The 20,371-nt window shown below is 74.0% G+C and carries 18 protein-coding genes and 1 pseudogene; 9 read left to right on the top strand and 10 right to left on the bottom strand.

Annotated elements, in window-relative coordinates:
- Positions 1-59 precede the first annotated feature (59 nt).
- A complete protein-coding gene (locus R4Z62_RS07075) occupies positions 60-659 on the top strand; it encodes a TIGR03086 family metal-binding protein (protein ID WP_064532232.1) in 600 nt (199 codons plus the stop codon).
- Between the two features lie 137 nt (positions 660-796).
- The gene (locus R4Z62_RS07070) at positions 797-1,600 is read left to right on the top strand and encodes an HAD family acid phosphatase (protein WP_064532230.1); all 804 of its coding nucleotides are present in this window, start codon (positions 797-799) and stop codon (positions 1,598-1,600) included.
- A 49-nt stretch (positions 1,601-1,649) separates the two neighbouring features.
- On the opposite strand, the gene R4Z62_RS07065 is transcribed toward R4Z62_RS07070, so the two are convergent.
- The 5 genes and pseudogenes from R4Z62_RS07065 to R4Z62_RS07045 form a co-directional block, all read right to left on the bottom strand.
- A complete protein-coding gene (locus R4Z62_RS07065) occupies positions 1,650-3,098 on the bottom strand; it encodes a peptidoglycan D,D-transpeptidase FtsI family protein (RefSeq protein WP_355481628.1) in 1,449 nt (482 codons plus the stop codon).
- A 72-nt stretch (positions 3,099-3,170) separates the two neighbouring features.
- Positions 3,171-3,839 carry a response regulator transcription factor gene (locus R4Z62_RS07060; protein ID WP_064532228.1) on the bottom strand — a complete coding sequence of 223 codons (669 nt, stop codon included), beginning with the start codon at positions 3,837-3,839 and terminating at the stop codon, positions 3,171-3,173.
- 221 nt (positions 3,840-4,060) lie between these two features.
- Positions 4,061-5,320, bottom strand: a pseudogene (locus R4Z62_RS07055) (sensor histidine kinase); the annotation flags it as partial.
- A 294-nt stretch (positions 5,321-5,614) separates the two neighbouring features.
- The gene (locus R4Z62_RS07050; RefSeq protein WP_064532226.1) at positions 5,615-6,085 is read right to left on the bottom strand and encodes a GNAT family N-acetyltransferase; all 471 of its coding nucleotides are present in this window, start codon (positions 6,083-6,085) and stop codon (positions 5,615-5,617) included.
- Positions 6,086-6,088: 3 nt separating this feature from the next.
- Positions 6,089-6,862 (bottom strand): IclR family transcriptional regulator, encoded by a 774-nt coding sequence (locus R4Z62_RS07045; protein WP_064532224.1) that lies wholly within the window; start codon positions 6,860-6,862, stop codon positions 6,089-6,091.
- Positions 6,863-7,021: 159 nt separating this feature from the next.
- Here R4Z62_RS07045 and R4Z62_RS07040 point away from each other — a divergent pair, with 159 nt between their 5' ends.
- The 4 genes from R4Z62_RS07040 (at position 7,022) to R4Z62_RS07025 (ending at position 11,449) form a co-directional block, all read left to right on the top strand.
- Positions 7,022-8,551, top strand: coding sequence for an aldehyde dehydrogenase family protein (locus R4Z62_RS07040; RefSeq protein WP_355481555.1), 1,530 nt, complete (start codon positions 7,022-7,024; stop codon positions 8,549-8,551).
- Positions 8,552-8,610: 59 nt separating this feature from the next.
- On the top strand, positions 8,611-9,231 hold the full coding sequence (locus R4Z62_RS07035) for a DUF1349 domain-containing protein (RefSeq protein ID WP_355481557.1): 621 nt from the start codon (positions 8,611-8,613) through the stop codon (positions 9,229-9,231).
- A 343-nt stretch (positions 9,232-9,574) separates the two neighbouring features.
- Entirely contained in the window at positions 9,575-10,297 is a 723-nt protein-coding gene (locus R4Z62_RS07030) for a DsbA family oxidoreductase (protein WP_064532220.1), read from the top strand.
- 102 nt (positions 10,298-10,399) lie between these two features.
- The gene (locus R4Z62_RS07025; RefSeq protein WP_355481559.1) at positions 10,400-11,449 is read left to right on the top strand and encodes an aminotransferase class V-fold PLP-dependent enzyme; all 1,050 of its coding nucleotides are present in this window, start codon (positions 10,400-10,402) and stop codon (positions 11,447-11,449) included.
- Between the two features lie 82 nt (positions 11,450-11,531).
- Here the strand turns inward: R4Z62_RS07025 and thpD are convergent, their stop codons facing one another.
- The 5 genes from thpD to R4Z62_RS07000 form a co-directional block, all read right to left on the bottom strand.
- Positions 11,532-12,425 carry an ectoine hydroxylase gene (gene thpD / locus R4Z62_RS07020; protein WP_355481561.1) on the bottom strand — a complete coding sequence of 298 codons (894 nt, stop codon included), beginning with the start codon at positions 12,423-12,425 and terminating at the stop codon, positions 11,532-11,534.
- A gap of 7 nt (positions 12,426-12,432) precedes the next feature.
- A complete protein-coding gene (locus R4Z62_RS07015; RefSeq protein ID WP_064532216.1) occupies positions 12,433-12,837 on the bottom strand; it encodes an ectoine synthase in 405 nt (134 codons plus the stop codon).
- Between the two features lie 54 nt (positions 12,838-12,891).
- Complete coding sequence (gene ectB / locus R4Z62_RS07010; protein ID WP_064532214.1) at positions 12,892-14,163, bottom strand: diaminobutyrate--2-oxoglutarate transaminase; 1,272 nt, start codon at positions 14,161-14,163, stop codon at positions 12,892-12,894.
- 122 nt (positions 14,164-14,285) lie between these two features.
- Entirely contained in the window at positions 14,286-14,825 is a 540-nt protein-coding gene (gene ectA / locus R4Z62_RS07005) for a diaminobutyrate acetyltransferase (protein WP_355481564.1), read from the bottom strand.
- Positions 14,826-15,202: 377 nt separating this feature from the next.
- Positions 15,203-16,312, bottom strand: coding sequence for a pyridoxal-phosphate-dependent aminotransferase family protein (locus tag R4Z62_RS07000; RefSeq protein WP_064532210.1), 1,110 nt, complete (start codon positions 16,310-16,312; stop codon positions 15,203-15,205).
- Positions 16,313-16,461: 149 nt separating this feature from the next.
- Here R4Z62_RS07000 and R4Z62_RS06995 point away from each other — a divergent pair, with 149 nt between their 5' ends.
- The 3 genes from R4Z62_RS06995 to R4Z62_RS06985 all read left to right on the top strand — a co-directional run bounded on the left by R4Z62_RS06995 (position 16,462) and on the right by R4Z62_RS06985 (position 20,358).
- Positions 16,462-17,559, top strand: coding sequence for an amidohydrolase family protein (locus tag R4Z62_RS06995; protein WP_064532208.1), 1,098 nt, complete (start codon positions 16,462-16,464; stop codon positions 17,557-17,559).
- A gap of 322 nt (positions 17,560-17,881) precedes the next feature.
- Positions 17,882-18,811: an SCO1860 family LAETG-anchored protein gene (locus R4Z62_RS06990; protein WP_385498194.1), complete on the top strand. Its 930-nt coding sequence runs from the start codon at positions 17,882-17,884 to the stop codon at positions 18,809-18,811.
- Positions 18,812-19,164: 353 nt separating this feature from the next.
- Complete coding sequence (locus tag R4Z62_RS06985) at positions 19,165-20,358, top strand: acyltransferase family protein (protein WP_491519356.1); 1,194 nt, start codon at positions 19,165-19,167, stop codon at positions 20,356-20,358.
- The last annotated feature ends 13 nt before the right edge of the window (positions 20,359-20,371 follow it).

The raw sequence follows: 20,371 nt of genomic DNA, 5'->3' as shown, positions 1-20,371 counted from the left end.
CGGCGCTCCGGGCGGTCTGCCTCCAGGAGAGATGCCCCACGCGATCCCAGGAGCAGACGATGACGACCGGCACCCTTCTCGACCTCGGCCCGCAGGCCCGCATCGTGGCGCGGCTCGCCCTGGACGTGCGCGACGACCAGCTCGCCGCCCCGACGCCCTGCCCCGACCTGGCCGTCCGCCATCTGCTGGGCCATCTGCTGGGCCTGTCCGCCGCCTTCTGCGACGCGGGCCGCAAGGAGCTGGGCCCGAGGACCGACACCCGCCCGGACAGCACCCGGCCCGACATCGGACCCGGCTGGCGCGAGGAACTGCCCCGGGTCCTGGGCGAACTGGCCGAGGTCTGGCGCGATCCGGCCGCCTGGACCGGCATGACCCGGGCGGGCGGCGTCGACCTGCCCGGCGAGGTGGCCGGTGCCGTCGTCGCGGACGAACTCGTCGTCCACGGCTGGGACCTGGCGCGCGCCACCGGCCGCCCCTACGAGCCGGATCCGGCCGCGCTGCGGGCGGCGTTCGGCTTCCTGTGCGCGGCGGCCGACGGCAGCCCGGAGGAGGGCAGCGGCATCTTCGGACCCGTCGTGCCCGTTCCGGGCCGGGCCCCGCTGCTGGACCGCACGGTGGGCCTGAGCGGGCGCGACCCGGGCTGGCGGCCCGGGTCCTGACCCGGCGCCGGCCGCCGCCGCGCGGGCCCGGGGACGGCGTCCGCGCGGCAGCGAGCGGCCCGCTCGCGCGGAACCGGTAGATATCGATCAGGCAACGGTGCTCGCGCTCACCGGGGTGACGCGCGTAGAAACCTGTCATGAATAAGCCACTGCGTCTCGCGGCGATCGCCGCCACCTGCGCCCTCACCGCCACCGTCGTCTACGGTGCCGGAGCGGCCACCGCCGGGCAGTCCACCGCCAACTCCACCCGTGAGCCGTACAACATCGGCCTGCTCACCAAGGACATCGACACCTACTACGGCACCACGCTCGACGCGCACGGCGTGTACCAGGCGTCCCCCGACAGCCAGTACGCCAAGGACCTGGCGCGCGTCGACGCCGCCGCCAAGCGGCAGATCGACAAGGCGGCGCGCGCGGCGCAGCACCACGGCCACCGGGGCAAGAAGCCGGCCGTCGTCTTCGACATCGACGACACGCTGCTGCTCAGCCTCGACTACGAGAAGAAGAACAACTACGGCTACAACGGCACCACCTGGGCCGCCTACGTCGACAAGGCCGACCGGCCGGAGGTCTTCGGCAGCCCGGACCTGGTGCGCTACGCCGCGAAGAAGGGCGTGGCCGTCTTCTACAACTCCGGTCTGAGCGAGGCCCAGCGCACCGCCGCCGTGCAGAACCTGAAGAAGGTCGGCGCCGACGTGAACCTGGACGCCGGGCACATGTTCCTCAAGGACGCCGCCAACCCGCCCGCCTATCTGCGCGACTGCGCGGCGCCGGGCGCCTGGAAGTGCACCACCGTGCAGTTCAAGGCGGGCACCCGCAAGCACATCGAGAGCCTCGGGTACGACATCGTCGCCAACTTCGGCGACCAGTACTCCGACCTGGAGGGCGGCTACGCGGACCGCACCTACAAGCTGCCCAACCCGACGTACTACGTCGCGTAGGGACGGACGGGCCACCGTCCGGGGTGCCCGGCGGCGCCCCGGGCGGGGCTCACTTCAGCGCGGCCTCGGTCATGGCACGGGCCACCGGCGCCGCGAGACCGTTGCCGCTGACCTCGGAGCGGGCCGCGTCCGACTGCTCGACCAGCACCGCGACCGCGACCTGCCGCCCGGTGCGCTGCGAGGTGCCGAACGAGGTGAACCAGGCATACGGCACCTGGCTGTTGTTCTCGCCGTGCTGCGCGGTGCCCGTCTTGCCGCCCACCGTGACCCCGTCGACGCGGGCGTTGGTGCCGGTGCCCTGCTCGACCACCGTGCGCATGGCCGATTGCAGCTGGGCGGCGGTGGCGGCGCTGACGATCCGCTTGCTGTCCGGATGGTCGTCATAGTCCCGCACCACATCGCCGTTGCCGTCCGTAGTGCGCGACACCATGTGCGGTGAGACGAGAGTGCCGCCGTTGGCTATAGCTGCCGACACCATGGCCATCTGGAGTGGTGTGGCCGTCACATCGAACTGCCCGATGCCGCTCAGCGCGGTCTGAGCCTTGTCCATCCCGGACGGGTACACACTCGGGTAGGCCCGTACGGGCACGTCCTGCGCGCTGTCGTCGAAGCCGAACCGGTCGGCCATCGCCCGCACCTTGTCCTGCCCGAGGTCGACGGCCAGCTTGGCGAAGACGTTGTTGCACGAGTAGCGCAGCGCGGTGCGGATCGTGGCGTTCTCGCAGGGCGCGGACGGATTCTCGTTGGCCAGGTCCCGGGTGGTGCCCGGCAGCCGGTACGGGTCGGGGCTGTCGGTGGGGGTGTCCACCGAGGCGTAGCGCCCGTCCTCCAGCGCCGCCGCCGCGACGACCAGCTTGAACGTCGAGCCCGGCGGCAGCGGCTGGCGCAGCGCCCGGTTCGTCATCGGCTTGTCCGGATCCTCGGTCAGCTTCTTCCAGGCGGCGCTGTCGCCCGTGCTGAGCACGGACGGGTCGTACGACGGTGTGGAGACCACCGCCAGGATCCGCCCGGTGGCCGGGTCGATCGCCACGGCCGCGCCCTTCTTGCCGCCGAGCGCCCGGTAACCGGCCTGCTGCACCTCGGGGTCGATCGTCGTGACCACGTCCCCGGGCGCGGCCCGCTTGCCGGTGAGGGTGTCCAGCGGGTCGCGCAGCCGGCTGTCGGAGCCGTTCAGCAGATCCTTGTAGACGCCCTCCAGCTGGGTCGTGCCGTAGACCTGCGAGCTGTAGCCCGTGACCGCCGCGTACAGCTTGCCGTCCTCGTAGGTCCGCCGGTAGGCGAGGTCACCGCTCGTGGTCCGCGCGGAGCCGGTGACGGCTCTGCCGCCCACGACGATGTTCCCCAGCGGCTGCGCGTACGTCGCGATCGCCCCGCGCCGGTTGTCCTTGTCGTCCGCGAGCGCCCTGCCGTCGTAGAACTGCACCCAGGTCGCCCTGACCAGCAGCGCGAACACCAGCAGCAGTGTGAAGACGGACGCCCGCCTGATCGTCTTGTTCATCCCGTTCATCGCGTTCATCCCGGTCAGGACGACGAACGGGAGGGGACGAATCGTTCCGGTCCGGCCCTTTTCTCATCGGACGCTCATGAAACCGGCCTCGAACGCGGCGATGACGGCCTGGGTGCGGTCCCGGGCGCCGGTCTTGGCGAGGACGGCCGCCACATGCGACTTCACGGTGGCGGGGCCGACGCCCATCCGCCGGGCGATCTCCGCGTTGGTCAGGCCCGCCGCCATCAGCCGCAGCACCTCGCCCTCGCGGCCGGTCAGCCGGGCCACCCAGGGCGCGGGAGCTCCCCGCGCGTGCTCGACGGCCAGCGCCCGCACCGCCGCCGGGAACAGCAGGGTGTCGCTGTGCGCGACCAGCCGCACCGCCCGCACCAGCGTGTCCGCGTCGGCCCGCTTGAGCAGGAAGCCGGAGGCCCCGGCGCGCAGGGCCGCGTACACGTGGGAGTCGTTCTCGAAGGTGGTGACGACGACGATGCGGGGCGGTTCGGGCAGGGCCGCCAGGATCCGCTCGGTGGCCCGGATGCCGTCGAGCTCGGGCATCCGGACGTCCATCAGCACCACGTCCGGCCGCTCCGCCAGCACCACGGACACCGCCTCGGCCCCGGTGGCGGCCTCACCGACGACCGCCAGATCCGGTTCGGCGCCGAGGATGGCGCGCAGCGCGGTGCGCACCATGCGCTCGTCGTCGGCGACCACGATGCGCAGGGGCGGGGAGCCGGGCGGTGCGGCGGTCATACGGGTCCTTCCAGCGGCAGCGGCAGCGGTAGGGGTGGGGCGTCGGGCGGGGGCCGTGCGGGCGGTTCGTCGGGTGGGTGTCGTGTGGGCGGGTTGTCCGGCGTGGGGCGTACCGGCGGTCCGTCAGGCGGCAGCGGTAGGGGTGGGGCGTCGGGCGGGGGCCGTACCGGCGGTTCGTCGGGCGGGAGTTGTGCGGGCGGTTCCTCCGACGGCGGCCGGGCGGCGGGTCCGTCCAGCGGGAGGCGTACGGACAGCCGCCACACCCCGCCGGCCGGGCCCGCGTGCGCGGAGCCGCCCAGCAACCGGGCCCGGTCCGCGACCCCGCGCAGCCCGTGCCCGCCACCGGGCCGGGCGGCGCCGGTGCGCCCGTCCGCCGGTACGAACGGGTTCTCCACGGTGATCTCCACCCGGCCGCCCGCCGTCACCACCCTGACCCGCACCGCGGCCTCCCCGCCCGCGTGCCGCAGCGCGTTGCTCAGGCCCTCCTGGACGATGCGGTACGCCTCGCGGGAGACGGCGGGCGGCAGCGCGCGGGGATCCGCCGGCACCTCGGCCGTGACCCGCAGGCCGCCCGCGCGGGTGCGGCGCAGCAGTCCGTCCAGATCGGCGGCGAGCGTGGGCGCGGGGGCCGTGTCCGGGGCGTCACCGCCGCGCAGCACGCCCAGCACGGCGTCGAGTTCGCCGACCGTGCGCCGGGTGGTCTCCTCGATCGCGGCCAGCGCCTCGCGTGCGAACTCCGGGTCGGTGTCGAGCACCCGGCGGGCCGCGCCCGCCTGGAGCGTGACGGCGCTCAGGGCATGGCCCACCGCGTCGTGCAGCTCGCGGGCGAGCCGGTTGCGGACCGCGAGGTCGGCGGCGCGGGCCTCGGCGGCGGCGAGCCGGTCCTCGGGGCCCGGCCCGAGCAGCAGGGGTGCCCAGCGGGCCAGCAGCCGTCCCGCGCCCGCCGCGCAGGCGGCCGGCGCGAGCAGCGTCAGCGCCCCCGTGACCGGCGCGAGCACCGGCCCCCAGGGGCGGTCGAAGGAACCGAGCACGGGGACCGGGGTGTCGCGCAGCCCCGGCACCAGCGGCAGCACGAGCAGCACCGCCCCGAACGGCGGCACCGCGAGGGACATCCCGGAGACGATGCCGCCGAGCGCCAGATGCAGGGTGAACCACAGGGCCGTACGCCCCCGCGCGGCCCGGGTTCGCGCGGGTCCCCCGGCCAGCGGCCCGGCCTCCGCTCCGCACAGCGCGCGCACCGCCGCCACCGACATCGGCCGGGTCGGCGGGAACAGCGACGTCACCGCAGCCAGCGGCAACCCGACGCCGAACGAGGCGAGTTGCAGCGGGAAGGAGGTCAGCACGTCGGAGGAGCCGCTGACCGGTCCGACGACGACCGCGCCGACCAGCACATAGGGCATGGCGAGGGCGCCGCCCAGGACCAGATGGATCCAGCGGCGGCGCGCCCGGCGCCCGAGCAGCGGCCGCAGGAGCCCCCTCATGCCCGCCGCCCGCGCGCCGCTGCCGGGCGCGGGCCGGGGAGACGGGCGCCCTGGGTACGGGGCACAGAGCCGACGGTCATCCGGTCAGCGTAGGCGGGCCGCGCCGGCCGCGCGGGCCGGCCGGCGGGTTCCGCCGCGCGGCCCGGTCCGCCCGGACGCCCGGGGAGGGGCGGCGTTCTCATGCGGCCAGGCTTCCGTGCCCGCGGCCCCGGCGCGTCCTGCCCGGTGACGATCCGCCTCCGCCGCGCGGCGGAGAGGACTCTCCTCCCGGACCGGGAGCGCGGCCGCGCGGGGTCAGCCGCGCAGGGTCAGGACGACCTCGTCGATCTCCTCGCCGCGCGCCTGCGCGTAGCCGCGGGCGGTGGCCGTCAGGCGGAAGCCGCACTTCTCCAGGACCCGGCGGGAGGCGGTGTTGTCCGCCGCGGCCCGTGCGTACAGGGGGCGTTCGGGGACCTCGGCCAGCAGGGCGCGCAGGGCGGCGGTCGCCACGCCGCGGCCCCAGTGGGCGCGGTCCACCCAGTAGGTGACCTCGCGCTCACCGGGCTCGCCGTACACCGCGGCGCTGCCGACCACGTCCCCGTCGGCCAGGATCGTGCGCTGTACGTCGGGGGAGGCGCGCAGCCTCGCCCAGTGGGCGGCGAAGGCGTCCGCGTCGGCCGGGTCCTTCGGGGTGAAGGCGGCCATCCGCAGCGCCTCGGGGTCGTTGAGCTGCCGGAAGAACACCGGCAGGTCGCTGTCGTGGACCTCGCGCAGGACGACGTGCATGGTTCAGAGCCTCCGGGTGGCGAGCGTCAGGCGGTCACGGGCGTCGAAGAGGGCGTCCTTCACCAGCTGCTCGTGCGCGGGCGTCAGGCGCGCCACCGGGATCGAGCAGCTGACCGCGTCCCGGGCCGGGGTGCGGTACGGGATGGCCACGCCGAAGCAGCGCAGGCCCAGCGTGTTCTCCTCGCGGTCCACGGCGAAGCCCTGCTCGCGGATCTGGTGCAGCTCCTCGATGAGCTTCTCGCGGTCGGTGAGGGTGTGCTCGGTCAGCGCGGGCAGCGTCTCGGGGAGCATCTTGCGCACCTGCTCGTCCGAGTACGTGCTCAGCAGCGCCTTGCCGAGCGAGGTGGAGTGGGCGGGCAGCCGGCGGCCGACACGGGTGAACGGCCGCAGGTAGTGCTGCGACTGGCGGGTGGCCAGGTACACGACGTTGGTGCCGTCCAGCCGGGCGAGGTGGATGGTCTCGGTGGTGTCGTCGGAGAGCCGGTCCAGGGTGGGGCGGGCCGCCGCGACCACCTCGTCGCCGTCGATGTAGGAGGTGCCGACCAGCAGGGCGCGCACCCCGATGCCGTACCGCGTGCCGGTCGCGTCGGTCTCCACCCAGCCCAGCTCGACCAGGGTGCGCAGCAGCATGTACAGACTGGACTTGGGGTAGCCGACGGCCTCCTGGACCGAGGCCAGGGAGTGCATGCCGGGCCGGCCGGCGAAGTACTCCAGCAGTTCCACGGTCCGCACGGCGGACTTGACCTGTGATCCGCTGCCTGTGTCGCCTGCCGGCATCGCCCTTGACCCCTTCGTTCGGCGGGAAATAGTCTCCTGGTCATTCATCATCAGAGACAGCGTTCAGTATATCGAACGACTCTGGCGGATGACCCACGGATGAGCGACGGACGACCTACGTCCTGCGGCGCGAGCGGCAGGCAGGTGGAGGGACCCGCGGTGGCAGCAGCACCAGTCTGGAGTGTCGATCCCCGAACCGGGAAGCAGCGCGAGCGGGTTGCGGCCGAGGCCACAGCCCAGGACGTGGACGCCGCCGTGCGCGCCGCCCGCGGCGCGCGCGGCGCGCTCGCCGACCGGGCCGTCCGGGCGGCCTTCCTGCGCACCGCGGCCGACCGCCTGGAGACGGCCCGGGACCGGCTGGTGGCGACCGCCGACGCCGAGTCCGCGCTCGGCCCGGCCCGGCTCACCGGGGAACTCGCCCGCACCTGCCACCAGTTGCGCTTCTTCGCGGACATCGCCGACGAGGGCGCCTTCCTCGACGTGATCATCGACCATCCGGACGACACGGCCACGCCGCCCGTCCCCGACCTGCGCCGCTACAAGGTGCCGCTCGGTGTGGTCGCCGTCTACGCCGCCTCCAACTTCCCCTTCGCCTTCTCCGTCGCCGGCGGCGACACCGCGAGCGCGCTCGGCGCCGGCTGCCCGGTCGTCGTCAAGGCACACCCGGACCACCCGGCGCTGTCCGAGCAGGTCGCCGAGGTGCTCCGCGGCGCGGCCGCCGAGCACGGCGTACCGGCGGGCGTGCTCGGCCTGGTCCACGGCTTCGAGGCGGGCCTGGACCTGATCCGGCACCCGCTGGTCGCTGCCGCGGGCTTCACCGGCTCCGTACGCGGCGGCCGGGCGCTGTTCGACGCCGCCGCGGCCCGCCCGGCGCCGATCCCCTTCCACGGCGAGCTGGGCTCCCTCAACCCGGTCCTGGTCACCGAGGCGGCCGCCGAGGAGCGGGCGGAGGCCGTGGGTACCGGACTCGCCGGTTCGGTGACCCTGGGCGCCGGGCAGTTCTGCGTCAAGCCCGGCCTGGTGCTCGTCCCGGCGGGCGCGGCCGGCGACCGCCTGGTCAAGGCCCTGGCGGACGGCGTCGGCGCCACCGCGCCCGGTGTCCTGCTCGACCACCGCATGCGCGACACCTTCGTCGCCGGGGTCGCCGAGCGCGCCGCGCTGCCCGGCGTCGAGGCGCCCCTCGCCCCGGGCGCGGCCGGCGAGCACACGGTGCGCGCGGGATTCCTCACCGTCCCGGCCGCGGAACTGACCGGCGGGGGCGCCCACGACCTGCTGCTGGAGGAGTGCTTCGGGCCGGTCACCGTGGTGGCCCGCTACAGCGGCGCGGACGAGGCGACGGCCGTGCTGTCCCGGCTCCCGGGCAACCTCACCGCCACCGTCCACCTCTCCGCCGACGAGGCGGCCGGGCGGGGCCGCGGCGCCGGGATCCTCGCCGAGCTGACCCCGCTCGCCGGACGCGTCCTGGTCGACGCCTGGCCCACCGGCGTGGCGGTGGCCCCGGCCCAGCACCACGGCGGCCCCTACCCGGCGACCACCTCCACCTCCACCTCGGTCGGCTCCACCGCCGTGGAACGCTGGATGCGCCCGGTCGCGTACCAGAACACCCCCGAGGCCCTGCTGCCCCCGGAACTGCGCGACGACAACCCGCTCGGCCTGCCGCGCCGCTGCGACGGGCGCCTGGAGCGCTGAGGGCCGGCCGCCGCGGGCCCCGTGGCGGCCGGGCGGAGCCGGGCTGCGAGACTGCGGCGATGGACGCCGAACCTCTCGCACTGCCCGGACTCCCCTTCGCGCTGCGCCCGTACGGGCCCGACGGCCGGTGGGTGTACGCGGACGGGACCCTCACCGGCCGGGCCGGTCCCCGGCAGGACCGTTTCGTGCCGCCCGCCGGGGAGTCCCTGGAGTCCGTCTCCGACGCGCCCCGGCTGCTCGGCGCGCCCCCGGAGGGCGACTTCCAGCTGATCGCCCACGTCACGGTCGGCTTCGGCGCGGCCTTCGACGCGGGTGTGCTCTATCTGCACGCGGGCGAGCGGACCTGGGCCAAGCTGTGCCTGGAGCTGTCCCCGGACGTGCCGACCGTGTGCACGGTGGTCACCCGCGGCCACTCCGACGACGCCAACTCCTTCACCGTGGACGGCGACGCGCTGTGGCTGCGGATCAGCCGCACCGGCCGCGCGTACGCCTTCCACGCCTCCCGCGACGGCGCGCGCTGGACCTTCGTCCGCGTCTTCAGCCTGGCCGGAGCCGAGCGGCCGGAGGAGACCCTGGTCGGCTTCCTGGCGCAGTCGCCGACGGGCGAGGGCTGCACGGTGACCTGGGACGGCATCGAGTTCCGGCCGTACGGGCTCACGGACCCGCGGGACGGCAGCTGAGGCGGGCCGGTCCGCCCGGCCCGGGGGACCGGTCCCTCCTGCCCGGGGAACCGGCCTGCCCGGTGAGCCGGTCCCTCCTGCCCGGTGATCCGGTCCCGGTCGCCGGGGCGCCCTGCGCCGTATGACCGGCGAACACGCGTACGACGCCCTGGTGATCCGCCCCGCGCTGCCCGCCGGGGCCGAGGCCGGGGCCGGGGCCATCGCCGAGCTGCCCGTCCGGGCCCGCTCCGCCTACTGGCGCGCGGGGTGGCGGCGGCCGGGGAATGAACCCGGCTGCTTGAACGTTCACACATGCGCGCGGAGAGTCCCTCCGCACCCGTACGACCGGAGAAGAGCCGAGAGCATGCGTGTCGAGATCTGGACGGACATCGCCTGTCCCTGGTGCTACGTGGGCAAGGCCCGCTTCGAGAAGGCGCTGGCCGCCTTCCCGCACCGCGACCAGGTCGAGGTGGTGCACCGCTCCTTCGAACTGGACCCGCACCGCGCCAAGGGCGACGTCGAGCCCGTGCTCACCATGCTCACCAGGAAGTACGGGATGAGCCAGGCGCAGGCAGAGGCGGGCGAGGACAACCTCGGCGCCCAGGCCGCCGCCGAAGGACTCGACTACCGCACCCGGGACCGCGACCACGGCAACACCTTCGACATGCACCGCCTGCTGCACCTCGCCAAGGAGCACGGCAGGCAGGACGCGCTGCTGGACGCGCTGTACCGGGCCAACTTCGCCGAGGAGCGCTCCGTGTTCGCCGAGGGCGACGAGCGGCTGGTCGACCTGGCCGTGGCGGCGGGCCTGGACGCCGGGGCCGTGCGCGCGGTGCTCGCCGACCCGGACGCCTACGCCGACGACGTGCGCGCCGACGAGCAGGAGGCCGCGCAGCTCGGCGCCTCCGGGGTGCCCTTCTTCGTCCTCGACCGCGCCTACGGGGTCTCGGGCGCCCAGCCCGCCGAGGTGTTCACCCAGGCCCTCACCCAGGCGTGGGGCGACCGCGCGCCGCTGACCCTGGTCCAGGACGGCTCCGCCGACGCGGCGGCCTGCGGCCCGGACGGCTGCGCGGTGCCGGGGGCCTGAGCCCCGGCGCGGACCTTCCCGGCGCTCACATAAGCGTTCCTTCGGGGAACCGCGCAGAACGACGCGATGGACTCCGACCCGGACCGGCCGCACAGTGGTCCCATGGAGACCTTCGAGAGCCGCGTCCGAGCCGAGTTCGCCCCGAAGAACACCTATCTGAACACCGCGAGCTGCGGGCTGCTGCCGGCCCGCACGGTGGAGGCGCTGCGCGTCGCCGTCGAGGCGGCGGCCGACGGCAGGCCCACCGACATGTTCGCCGACGTGGAGGCGGCCCGCGCGAGCTTCGCCCGGCTGGTGCGGGTGCCGGCGCACCGGGTGGCCGCCGGTGCCTCGGTCGCCGTCTACAGCGGGGTCGTCGCCGCCTCCCTGCCCGAGGGCGCGGAGGTCGTCACCGCCGAGGGCGACTTCAGCTCCGTGGTGAACCCCTTCCACCTGCGCGGCGACCTGAAGGTGCGCACCGTTCCGCTGGAGGGGGTCGCCGAGGCCGTACGGCCCGGCACCGCGCTGGTCGCGGTCAGCGCCGCGCAGTCCGCCGACGGCCGGATCGCCGATCTGCCCGCCGTCCGCGCGGCGGCCCGCGCCCACGGCGCCCGCACCTACATCGACGCCTCCCAGGCCGCGGGCTGGCTGGACCTCGACGCGGACGCCCACGACTACGTGGCCGCCGTCGCCTTCAAGTGGCTGATGTGCCCGCGGGGCGTGACCTTCCTGGTCGTCCCGGAGGACCTCGGTGACCTGCGCCCGCTGTTCGCCGGCTGGGTGGCGGGGGAGCATCCCTGGGACAGCTGCTACGGCCCGATCGCCGAACTCGCCCACTCCGCCCGCCGGTTCGACGAGAGCCCCGCGCTCTTCTCCTACGCGGGCGGCCGCCGCTCCCTGGAACTCGTCGAGGAACTGGGCGTGTCCGCCGTACGCGCCCACGACCTGGCCCTCGCCGACCGCTTCCGCGCCGGGCTGCGCTCCCTGGGCCACGAACCGGTCCCGGCGCCGGGCTCACCGATCGTCTCCGTGCCTGGACTCGGCGACCGGCAGGGCGAGTTGAGCGCCGCCGGGGTGGAAGTGTCCGCCCGCGCGGGCCGGCTGCGGGCCGCCTTCCACCTCTACAACACCGAGGCGGACGTGGACCGGCTGCTGGACGTCCTGGCGGGCTGACCGCCGGACGCGTCCCCGGGGAAGCGCGGACACGGGAAGGGGCCTCCCGTCCCACACGAGGAGGCCCCTTCCCGGCTCGGTGTCAGCGCACGGGCGTGAAGTCCCGCGCCCCGATGAAGTCCGGCCTGCGCACCGGCGCCGCGAACGGCTCCACCGCCGCGTTCTCCACGCTGTTGAACACGATGAAGACGTTGCTGCGCGGATACGGCGTGATGTTGTCGCCGGAGCCGTGCATGCAGTTGCAGTCGAACCAGGTGGCCGAGCCCGCCTTACCGGTGAACAGCTTGATGCCGTGCGCGTCGGCCAGCGCGGTCAGCGCCTCGTCGGACGGGGTGCCCGCGTCCTGCATCTGGAGCGACTTCTTGTAGTTGTCCTCGGGCGTGGCGCCCGCGCAGCCGAGGAACGTCCGGTGCGACCCCGGCATGATCATGAGGCCGCCGTTGGTGTCGAGGTTCTCGGTCAGCGCGATCGAGACGGACACCGTCCGCATGTTCGGCAGCCCGTCCTCGGCGTGCCAGGTCTCGAAGTCCGAGTGCCAGTAGAAGCCGCTGGCGCCGAACCCCGGCTTGACGTTGATCCGCGACTGGTGGACGTACACGTCCGAGCCGAGGATCTGCCGCGCCCGGCCGACCACTCGCTCGTCGCGCACCAGCCGGGCGAACACCTCGCTGATCCGGTGCACCTCGAAGACGGAGCGGATCTCCTGGGACTTCGGCTCCACGATGGAGCGCTCGTCGGCCCGGACCGCCGGATCGGCCACCAGCCGGTCCAGCTCGCGCCGGTAGACGGCGACCTCGTCGGGGCCGATCAGCTCCTCGACGGCGAGGAAGCCGTCGCGCTCGAACGACTGGAGGCCGGCGGACGTGATCGGGCCGGGCGTGTCCGGGGCGCCCCAGACGACCGGGTCCTGGCGCGGGACGGACACCTCGGTGGCGCCGCGGGTCGGGTAGAGGTCCTGCACGGTGGCGGTGGTCATGGGTTCCTCACACCTCCTCGGGCTCGGTGAGCAGGGGGTAGACGCCGTTCTCGTCGTGGTCCTCCCGCCCGGTGACCGGCGGGTTGAACACGCAGATGCAGCGGAAGTCCTCCTTGACCTTGAGCGTGTGCCGCTCGTGGCCGTTCAGGAGGTACATGGTGCCGGGCGTGATCGTGTACGTCTTCCCGGTCTCGCGGTCGGTCAGTTCGGCCTCGCCCTCGACGCAGACCACGGCCTCGATGTGGTTGGCGTACCACATCGACGTCTCCGTGCCCGCGTACAGGATCGTCTCGTGGACGGAGAAGCCGACCTTCTCCTTGGCCAGGACGATGCGCTTGCTCTCCCAGGTGCCGGACGCCGCCTTCACGTGCCGGTCGGTGCCTTCGATCTCCTTGAACGATCGGACGATCACGGTGGTACGTGCCTCCTTGCAGAGTGTTCGCGATGGGTCGGGGGACGACCCGGGTCAGGCGGTCTCGCGGACCGCGCGGGCGAGGGTGCTCATGCCCTCGTCCAGTTCCTCGGGGGTGGTGGTCAGGGCCGGCAGCAGCTTGACGACCTCGCTCTCGGGACCCGAGGTCTCGATGAGCAGGCCGAGGGCGAAGGCGCGCCGCGCCACCCGCTCGGCGCGGCCCTTGTCGTGGAACTCCAGGCCCCACACCAGGCCGCGGCCCCGGTACTCCTTGATGTCGGCGGCGTTCTCCTCGGCGATCGAGACGAGCCACTGCTCGACGCGCTCACCGCGGGCGCGGGTCTGCTTCTCCATCGCCGCCCCGTCCGCCCAGTACGCCTCAAGGGCGGCGGTCGCGGTGACGAAGGCCGGGTTGTTGCCGCGGAAGGTGCCGTTGTGCTCGCCCGGCTCCCACACGTCCAGCTCGGGCCGGAACAGGCACAGCGACATCGGCAGGCCGTAGCCGCTGATGGACTTGGACACCGTGACGATGTCGGGGACGATCCCGGACTCCTCGAAGGAGAAGAAGGCGCCGGTGCGCCCGCAGCCCATCTGGATGTCGTCGACGATCAGCAGCATGTCCTGGCGTTCGCACAGCTCCTTGAGCGCGCGCAGCCACTCGGGCCGGGCGACGTTGATGCCGCCCTCGCCCTGCACGGTCTCCACGATCACGGCGGCCGGCTTGTTCAGACCGGAGCCCTGGTCCTCCAGGAGCCGCTCGAACCAGAGGAAGTCGGGGACCGTGCCGTCGAAGTAGTTGTCGAACGGCATCGGCGTGCCGTGCACCAGCGGGACGCCGGCCCCGGCCCGCTTGAAGGCGTTGCCGGTCACGGCGAGCGAGCCGAGCGACATGCCGTGGAAGGCGTTGGTGAACGACACGATGGCCTCGCGTCCCTTCACCTTGCGCGCCAGCTTCAGCGCGGACTCCACGGCGTTGGTGCCGGTCGGGCCCGGGAACATCACCTTGTACGGCAGGTCGCGGGGGCGCAGCACCAGGTTCTGGAAGGTCTCCAGGAAGCGGCGCTTGGCGGCGGTGGACATGTCCAGTCCGTGGGTGACGCCGTCGCGTTCGAGGTAGTCGATCAACGCCCGTTTCAGCACGGGGTTGTTGTGGCCGTAGTTGAGGGAGCCGGCACCGGCGAAGAAGTCGAGGTACTCGTGGCCGTCCTCGTCGTACATCCGGCTGCCGCGCGCGTGGTCGAAGACGGTGGGCCAGCCGCGGCAGTAGCTGCGCACCTCGGACTCCAGGGTCTCGAAGACGCTCAGGTCGGGCTGGGTGATGGTCACGACGAATCGCTCCTCGGGGGGTGGGGAGTGGAAGACCGGTCGGGTCGGCGGTTCGGGCGGGGCCTGCGGGCGCGGTGGTCCGGTGCGCCGCGCGGGTCCCCGGTGGGTCCGTGGGCCGGGGGTCAGTGGTTCAGCGGGCCTATCCGGTGCAGGACCTCGGGGTCGTGCGGTCCGTCCGGGAACTCGGCGGTGCGGAACAGCACCTCGCGCTCGACGCGGGCGCCGTGCCGGGCGGCGAAGGAGGCGAAGAGCCGCTCGGAGGCGGTGTTGCCCGGAGCGATCGTGGTCTCCAGGGCGGTGAGCCCGCTCTCGGCGGCGACGCGCGCGGCGAGCGCGTCCAGCAGCCGGGCGGCGAGTCCGCGTCCGCGGTGGCCGGCGTCGACGGCGACCTGCCACACGAGGAGGGTGCCGGGGCGGTCGGGCCGCACGTACCCGGTGATGAAACCGACCGGCTCGCCGTCGGCGCCACGCGCCACGGCGGAGGTGGCGGCGAAGTCGCGGCACCACAGCAGGTAGCTGTACGAGGAGTTCACGTCCAGCGTCCCGGAGTCCTTGGCGAGCCTCCAGAGCGCGGCGCCGTCGGCGACGACGGGGCGCTCGATGGATACGGGATCTGTCTTTTCCGTGGAGTCGGTTCGCAGGTCTGCTTGTGCGGCAGTCATGCGAATTGAACTTACCGAGCTGAATTGGAAAATGCATCGCCCGGCACTCTTACGTGGCAACGCCACGTGTGTTATCGCGCGAGCGCGCGTCCGCGCGTCCGGCCGCAACTTGCGGGGGTTTGCCCGTTAATTACGGGGCAAAAGGGGCGCGTCTGTGGAGTGCGTCACAATGGCGTAACTCCCGGGGCCGCCTTGCCGGGGCCCCGGAATTACGTCTTCGAACGTTCGTGAAAACGTGGTGTTTAGGGATGAGGAAACGGGGCAGAAGAGAACGGGAAGCTGCCCTGAATTCAATTCCTGGAATTACTGTGCTTTCACGGCTCTCACCGATACCGAAGCTGTCGAGACCGAAGTCGTCGATCCCACAGGTGCCGCGGCTAGCCCCAGGCCCCTGCGGCGGCCCGGCGGGCGGCCTCCGGGTCGAGACCGTCCGCGGTGCCGCGTTCGGCGGCCAGGGCGGCGGCGAGGGCCGTCAGACAGGCGTCGACGGTCCCGGGGGTGGCGTCCGGGCCGTAGTGGTTGACCCGGATCATCTCCTTGGCCAGCGGACCGCCGCCCGCCGCCAGCGGGAGCGCCGGATCCGCCGCCAGGGCGCGGGCCACCAGGGCGGACGCCGCGACATCGGCGGGCGCGCGCAGGGTCGTGGCGACCGGGGCCGCCTCGGACGCCTTGCGGACGTACGGTTCGAGGCCGCCGCCCAGCGCGCTCGCCCCGGCCCGGGTCGCCGCGGCGGCGGACCGGTGGCGGGCCGTCACCGCGTCCAGGCCGGTCTCCTCGATGCGTTCGACGCACGCCTCCAGGGCCAGCATCTCCAGCTGCGCGGGGGCGTGCAGCAGCGTGCGGCGCCCGCCGTCGATCCAGCGCTCCTTCCAGTCCAGCAGGGACAGGTAGGAGCGGCGGGGCGCGTGCGGATTGGCCGCCATCCGGGCCCAGGCGCGCTCGCTGACCGACACCGCCGACACCCCGGCGGGACCGCCCATCGCCTTCTGCGCCCCGATCACGCACAGGTCCACGCCCCACGCGTCCGGCAGCACCGGCTCCGCGCCGATGGAGGCCACCGCGTCCAGGTAGAACAGGGCGCCCTGCTCCCGTACCGCCTCGCCGATCTCCGCGACCGGATTGGTGTTGCCGGTCGCCGCCTCCGCGTGCACCAGCGACACGAAGTCGATCTCCGGGTGCTCGGCGAAGGCCGCGCGGACCTGCGCGGCGGTCACCGCCGTGTGGTACGGCACCGACAGGTCGTGCACCGTCGCGCCGCAGTCCCGCAGCCAGTCGCCGAACGTCTGGCCGTAGGGACCGGTGATCACGTTCAGCGCCACCGTGCCGGGCCCCGCCGCCGCGCGGATCGCGCCCTCCAGCGGCAGCAGCGCCTCGCCCTGGGTGATCACGACGTCCTGCTCGGTGGCGAGCAGCCGTGCCACCCGGTCCTCGATGGAGGCGAAGCGGGCGGCGCTCAGCGGGGCGAGGTCCAGGAAGGGATGGGTCACGGCGGTGCTCTCTTCTCGGTCACGAGGTACGACGGAGTCGAGAGTATCCGGCGGCCCGGCCCGGGACGCCCGCCGCCCGCCCCCTGCCGGGCCGGGTGGGCCCGGGGCGGCCCCGGCCCACCGGGGAGTGGGTCACTAGGGTGCGGGGCATGAGCGATGGCGCGGTGCTGCATGTGAAGGGGCGGGTCCTCGTCGGCCCCGGCGACGACCAGGTCCGTGACGAACTGTGGGTGGTGGGCGGCCGGATCACCTACACCCGCCCGCCCGGCGCCGGGGAGGCGCGCACCGTCGAGGGCTGGGCGCTGCCCGGCCTGGTCGACGCGCACTGCCACGTCGGCCTTGACGCGCACGGCGCGGTCCCCGACGAGGTGGCCGAGAAGCAGGCGCTCACCGACCGGGAGGCCGGAGCGCTGCTGCTGCGGGACGCCGGTTCGCCCGCCGACACCCGCTGGACCGACGACCGCGAGGACCTGCCGAAGATCATCCGCGCGGGCCGGCACATCGCCCGCACCCGCCGCTACATCCGCAACTACGCCCACGAGATCGAGCCCGAGGACCTGGTCGCGTACGTCGACCGGGAGGCCCGGCGCGGCGACGGCTGGGTCAAGCTGGTCGGCGACTGGATCGACCGCGACCTCGGCGACCTGTCCGCCTGCTGGCCCCGCGAGGCGGCCGGGGCGGCGATCGCGCGGGCGCACGAGCTGGGCGCCCGGGTGACCGCGCACTGCTTCGCCGAGGACTCCCTGCGCGACCTGGTCGAGTCCGGCATCGACTGCGTCGAGCACGCCACGGGCCTCACCGAGGACCTGATCCCGCTGTTCGCCGAGCGCGGGGTCGCCATCGTGCCCACCCTCGTCAACATCGCCACCTTCCCCTCGCTCGCGGCGGGCGGCGAGGGCAGGTTCCCGCGCTGGTCGGCCCATATGCGCCGGCTCCACGAGCGCCGCTACGACACCGTCCGCGCCGCCCGCGACGCCGGGATCCCGGTGTACGTCGGCACCGACGCGGGCGGCTCGCTGCCGCACGGCCTGGTCGCGGCCGAGGTCGCGGAGCTGGTCAAGGCGGGCATCCCGCCGGTCGAGGCCCTGTCGGCGACGGCCTGGGGCGCCCGGTCCTGGCTCGGCAGGCCCGGCCTGGAGGAGGGCGCCCCGGCCGACCTCGTCGTGTACGAGACGGATCCGCGGGCGGACGTACGGGTGCTGGCGGCGCCGCGGCGGGTGGTGCTGAACGGGCGGGTCGTCGGCTAGGGCGGGTTCCGGCCGGGAGCGCCGACCGGGAGCACCGGCCGGGCGGCGGGCGGCGGTTGTCGCGCGGTTGACGGGCGGGTGACTGCCGCCCCGGCCGGTCGTTGTGCACGCCTTCACGCGCGCCGGGTGCGCGCAGTCGGTACGCGTGTCCGGTGTGTGCGGGGGACATGAGGGTGACGCGAGCGAACATTCGTACCGGACAAATCGAAAACAGGGCCGGAAACCCCACGAAGGAGTGAAGTCACGCAGGATCGCCGCCCGTTCACTCTCGGTGCGTAATTCTGTCCGGGTCCCAAGCATCACTCTCTGGGGGTCCCACTCCGTGAACGGCAACAACTTCCGCATGCCCGCACGCCGCTGCGCCGTCGCAGCCGCGGCCACCGTCCTCGCCGCAGGCCCGGTGGCGCTGGCCGGCGCGGGCTCCGCCCACGCGAGCGACGGCCACGGCCGCGCGAGCGCGTCCGTGCTGCGCACCGGCCTGGACGTGTCCCTGCTCAACAAGACGGTGAACGTCCCGCTCACCGTCTCCCTCAACGAGGTCCAGGCACCGGCGAGCGCCCGGCAGACCGCGCTGAGCGCCCGCCTCGACGGCGTCGACGGCGGCAGGCCGTTCACCGTGCTCAGCGCGGACGTGGCGACGGCGGACGCGAAGGTCTCGGCGAGCGGGGCCGAGGGCAGCGTGCGCCTCGCCCACGCCCGCGTCCACCTGCCCGGACTGCCCCTGCTGTCGGTCATCGAGGTCGACCAGGTCACCTCCAGGGCGACCTGCGCGACCGGCCGGACCCCGGCCGCCACCAGCGAGGTGCTGGGCGCGGTGACGGTGCTCGGCAAGAAGGTGACGCTGTCCGCGGGCGGCACCACCCGGGTGCGGGTCCCGGCGGTCGGCGAGGTCCGCCTCGACCTCTCGCAGCACGAGACCACCTCCCGCACGGCCGCGGCGACGGCCCTGCGGCTCAAGGTCTCCGTCAACCCGCTCAAGCTCAACGTCGCCGAGGTCGAGGGCACCGTCACCCTCGCCCACGCGAGCTGCGAGTCGCCCGCGGCCCCGGAGAAGTCCCCCGAGCCCGCCGCCACCCCCGCCTCCGAGGTGAAGCCCCAGGGCGCCCCCGCCACCGAGCCCGCCGAACCCGCGAAGGCCGACCTCGCCGAGACCGGCGGCAGCTCCCTGACGCCCTACCTCGCGGGGGGCTCGGCGGTGCTCCTGGCGGCGGGCGGCGCAGTCCTGGCGCTGCTGCGCAGGCGCAGGAGCTGACGCGAGGAGTGACGGGGCGGGTGCGGGGGCGCCGCGAGGACCGGGCCCCGCACCCGCCCGGACGCGTCTTCGGCCAGGTCAGGAGCCGGGAACCGGGTGATAGCATCCGGTCCTCGTGCTGGGGAGCGCGATGGGGGATCCCGGGGACGGGCGGGGAGAAGGCCGAGACGCCGGCCGGACCGGCTCGGTTCTCCTCTCGGACGACGCTCATTCTTCTGTTTCTCCGGCTCGGTTGTTGTTCGGGTCCGGTCTGCTCCTCCGTTCACACTCCGTCGCCCCGGTACGTTCCGGTGGCCCCCGGCTGTGCCGGGCGGGCGGGCCGTCCCCTTTGGACGAAGCGCGAAGGAAACGAGATGGGCTCCACACCGGCGGCCGGACGCGACCGGTTGCCCTCGCTGACCGGGCTGCGGTTCTGGGCGGCCCTGCTGGTCGTGCTCTACCACCTGTCACGCCAGGTGGGGACCGTCCCCTGGGTCAGCGAAGCGGTCTGGTACGGCCGGAGCGGTGTGACGTTCTTCTTCGTGCTGTCGGGCGCGGTCCTCGCCTGGAGCTACGACGGGGTGCGGGTGCCCGCCCGGATCTTCCTGTGGCGGCGGTTCGCCCGGATCTGGCCGATGCTCGCCGTCAGTGTCGCCGCGTCGGTCGCCGTGTACGTCGCCATGGGGCGGGCGGTGTCGCTCAAGGCGGTCGGAGCGAACCTGCTGCTGATCCACTCCTGGTTCCCGCAGCCCGTCATCTTCAAGGGCGGCAACCCGGCGGCCTGGTCGCTCAGTGACGAGGCGTGGTTCTATCTCACCTTCCCGCTGCTGCTGGCGCTGCTCGCCGGCCGTCGTACCCGGGTGTGGGGCTGGACGGCGGCCGCCGTCACCTGCGCCGCGTTCGTGCTATGGCCGGCCCTGTCCGGTCTGACGCCTGCGACGCGCAACTGGGCGCTCGACTACCTGCCGCTGACCCGCCTCCTCCAGTTCGTCCTCGGCGTGGTGGCCGGTCTCGCCCTCAAACGGGGCCATCGGCCCCCGCTGCCCCTGCCGGTGGCCGCCGCCCTGGTCGTCGGCTGGCACCTGGTGCTGATCCCCTGGCACCACGCGGTCCCCGACGGCCTGTGGTACAGCCCCTACGTCGCCTCGCAGTGGCTCTCCGCGCCGCTCTTCGCCGCCCTGATCTGCGCCGCCGCCCGCGCCGACCTGAACGGCACGCGCACCGGTCTCGGCGGCCCCTGGATGATCCGGCTCGGACACTGGTCGTTCGCCTGGTACCTCATCCACGAGATCGTTCTGCGCAGCGCGGTGTACCACTGGGGCAAGCCCGCTCCCGGCGCCGCCACCCTCGTGTTCTGGGCAGGGGTGCTGGCCGTCAGCCTGGCCCTGGCCGGGCTCTGCTACCAGTGGGTGGAACGGCCCGCCGAGCGGTGGCTGCGGTCCCGCTTCCCCTTCGCGGCCGCCCCCGCCCGGACACCGGCCCACGCCCGCCCGGCCCATGCCGTCCCGGCGCCCGGTGCCGTCCTGGCGCCCGGGGACAGGGAGCCGGGAGTGCCGTCGGCACACTGAGCCGCCGGTACCG

This window comes from Streptomyces sp. PL-25 (assembly GCF_058344915.1).
Note: the sequence above shows the minus strand (reverse complement) of the source record. Positions and strands in the feature narration are given on the sequence as shown.